This window comes from Fretibacterium fastidiosum, from assembly GCF_000210715.1.
Taxonomy (GTDB): Bacteria; Synergistota; Synergistia; order Synergistales; family Aminobacteriaceae; genus Fretibacterium; species Fretibacterium fastidiosum.
Map to the genome: position 1 here is coordinate 1,993,580 of NC_021038.1, position 2,063 is coordinate 1,995,642.

Here is a 2,063-nt window from a genome sequence, read left to right on the forward strand (position 1 = left end):
ATGAAAGTCACGTCCTCCTGCGCGGGGCCCTGGACCGCGCGAAGCTCCATAAGGCGCCGATTCAGGCGGTCCTTCGCCGCCACGTCGCGCACGGTGACGCCCACCACGCTCTCGTTGGCCATCCTGCGCAGCGCTTCCGCGGCCGCGTGGTCGTCGTACCGGATCGGAGACACGACGCGGTAGGTCTCCGGCGCGGGGCGCCCCGTCTGGTAGCCGCGCTCCGAGTTCCTGAGGATTGCCCACTGAGTCAGCACGATGGAGACGCCCGCGATCAGCAGGACGAGGACGGGAACGAGGTAGTCCCGCAGGAGCGCCGCGCGCCGCGCCCGGTCCGCGGCGGCTCCGGAATCAAGCATTGTCCTTCTCATAGCGTTCGTAGGCCTGAACCACCTTTTGGACAATTTCGTGACGGACCACGTCCGCGTCCGTCAGGTCAAAGAAGCCGATGCCCTCGATGCCCTTCAGTATCTCCCGGACGCTCAGGAGGCCGGAAGGGCGGCCCTGGGGCAGGTCGATCTGCGTGACGTCTCCCGTCACCACGGCCCGCGACCCGAAGCCGAGGCGCGTCAGGAACATCTTCATCTGCGGGGGCGTCGTGTTCTGGGCCTCGTCCAGGATGATGAAGCTGTCGTTCAGGGTCCGCCCCCTCATGTAGGCCAGGGGGACGATCTCGATGACGCCCTTGTCCGCGCAGCGCGCGAAGCGCTCCGGGGACAGGAGGTCGTAGAATGCGTCGTAGAGCGGGCGGACGTAGGGCTCCACCTTCTCGCGCAGGTCCCCCGGAAGGTAGCCCAGGCTCTCCCCCGCCTCGACGGCGGGCCGCACCAGCACGATGCGGCTGATCCTGCCCTCCTTGAGCATGGAGACGGCCTCGCACACCGCCAGGTACGTCTTGCCCGTCCCGGCCGGCCCCACGGCCGAAAGAGGATGTCGTTCGCCCGGATAGCCCGGACGTAGGCCCGCTGCCCCGCGGTCTTGGGACGGATGGGCTTGCCCCGCGCCGTCGTGCAGATGACCTCGCTGTAGAGCGCCGAGCGCTTCACCAACCGGCCAATCTGCTTGCCCGACGGATAAAACACGTTGTTGATCTTTTCTGCGAAGCTTTTTCCGCTTTTGGCGATGTCGCAGGCGGCGTAGGCAGCCTTGAGGATATGGGTCTTTCCGGTCCCGTTTTCCCCGATAAAGACGTTGATCCCAGGAGAAAACGAAACCTCCAGTTTTTCAAACGCGGTAAACCTTTCAAACGTTATTTTGGTCGCGTTTCTGCTGGTCGTGTCCGTCGCCCTGAACGTCCTGCTCCTGACGCGCCGCCGCGGGCCGGAGAGGGCCCGCTCCGTGCGCACCGCCGTCATGGACGCCATCCGGAACGTCAGCGAGCTGGCCACGGTCCGCGCGCGCTTTTTGTCCCGCGTTGACTTTCGGGGGGCGCTGGACATCCCCATCCTGAGGCACCTCCCCGGAACGACGCGGAAGCTCCTCATGTGCTACAGCGGGGACATCGTCTGCGGCTGTGACCTGTCCGAGGTCCGGATATCGGAGCGGTTCGGCGTGAACCGCGTCCGCATCACGATCCCCCACAGCCGCATCACGCACATCGCCCCGGACGCCTCGAGCTACGAGGTCTACGACCAGACCAACGGCCTCTTCAACCCCATCCGGCTGGACGACCAGAACCGCGAGGTGGCGGCGGACCTGGAGACGGTGCGCCAGCACGTGATGCGGGACGGGGTCATCCTGAAGCGCGCCGACGAGAACGTCAAGCGCCTCCTGGGGGCCATCATGAAGTCCACGGGCGTGGACGCGGAGATCGTGTTCCACGACGAGCCGGAGGGGGTGGCGCTCATCGGGGAGAGAACCGAGGCCATCGAGGCCCCCGTCGAGATGCTGGACCTCACCGGGAAGCCGGAGCGGTCCGATCCCGCCGCGGCGGCCGAGCGCCCGGCGGGCGCCGAGACAAACCAGCGCCCATCGAGCTGCCCATGAGGCCGCTTGCTCCCGTGCGGCGGGGTGCAGAAAATCCGTGGCGCGGTGGGGGGAGCTGACATGCTGACCAAAATAACGTT

2 protein-coding genes and 1 pseudogene are annotated in these 2,063 nt (G+C 66.6%); 1 reads left to right on the plus strand and 2 read right to left on the minus strand.

Features of this window, described 5'->3' with window-relative positions:
* Positions 1-356 (minus strand): hypothetical protein (locus tag SY1_RS09130; protein ID WP_208873543.1); only part of this gene is annotated, 356 nt, incomplete at its 3' end.
* A pseudogene (locus SY1_RS09135) lies at positions 349-1,352 on the minus strand (PhoH family protein). The gene SY1_RS09130 and the pseudogene SY1_RS09135, both read right to left, overlap by 8 nt.
* Between SY1_RS09135 and SY1_RS09140 the strand changes: the two are divergent.
* Positions 1,252-1,983 (plus strand): DUF4230 domain-containing protein, encoded by a 732-nt coding sequence (locus tag SY1_RS09140; protein WP_243440652.1) that lies wholly within the window; start codon positions 1,252-1,254, stop codon positions 1,981-1,983. The pseudogene SY1_RS09135 and the gene SY1_RS09140 overlap by 101 nt on opposite strands.
* The last annotated feature ends 80 nt before the right edge of the window (positions 1,984-2,063 follow it).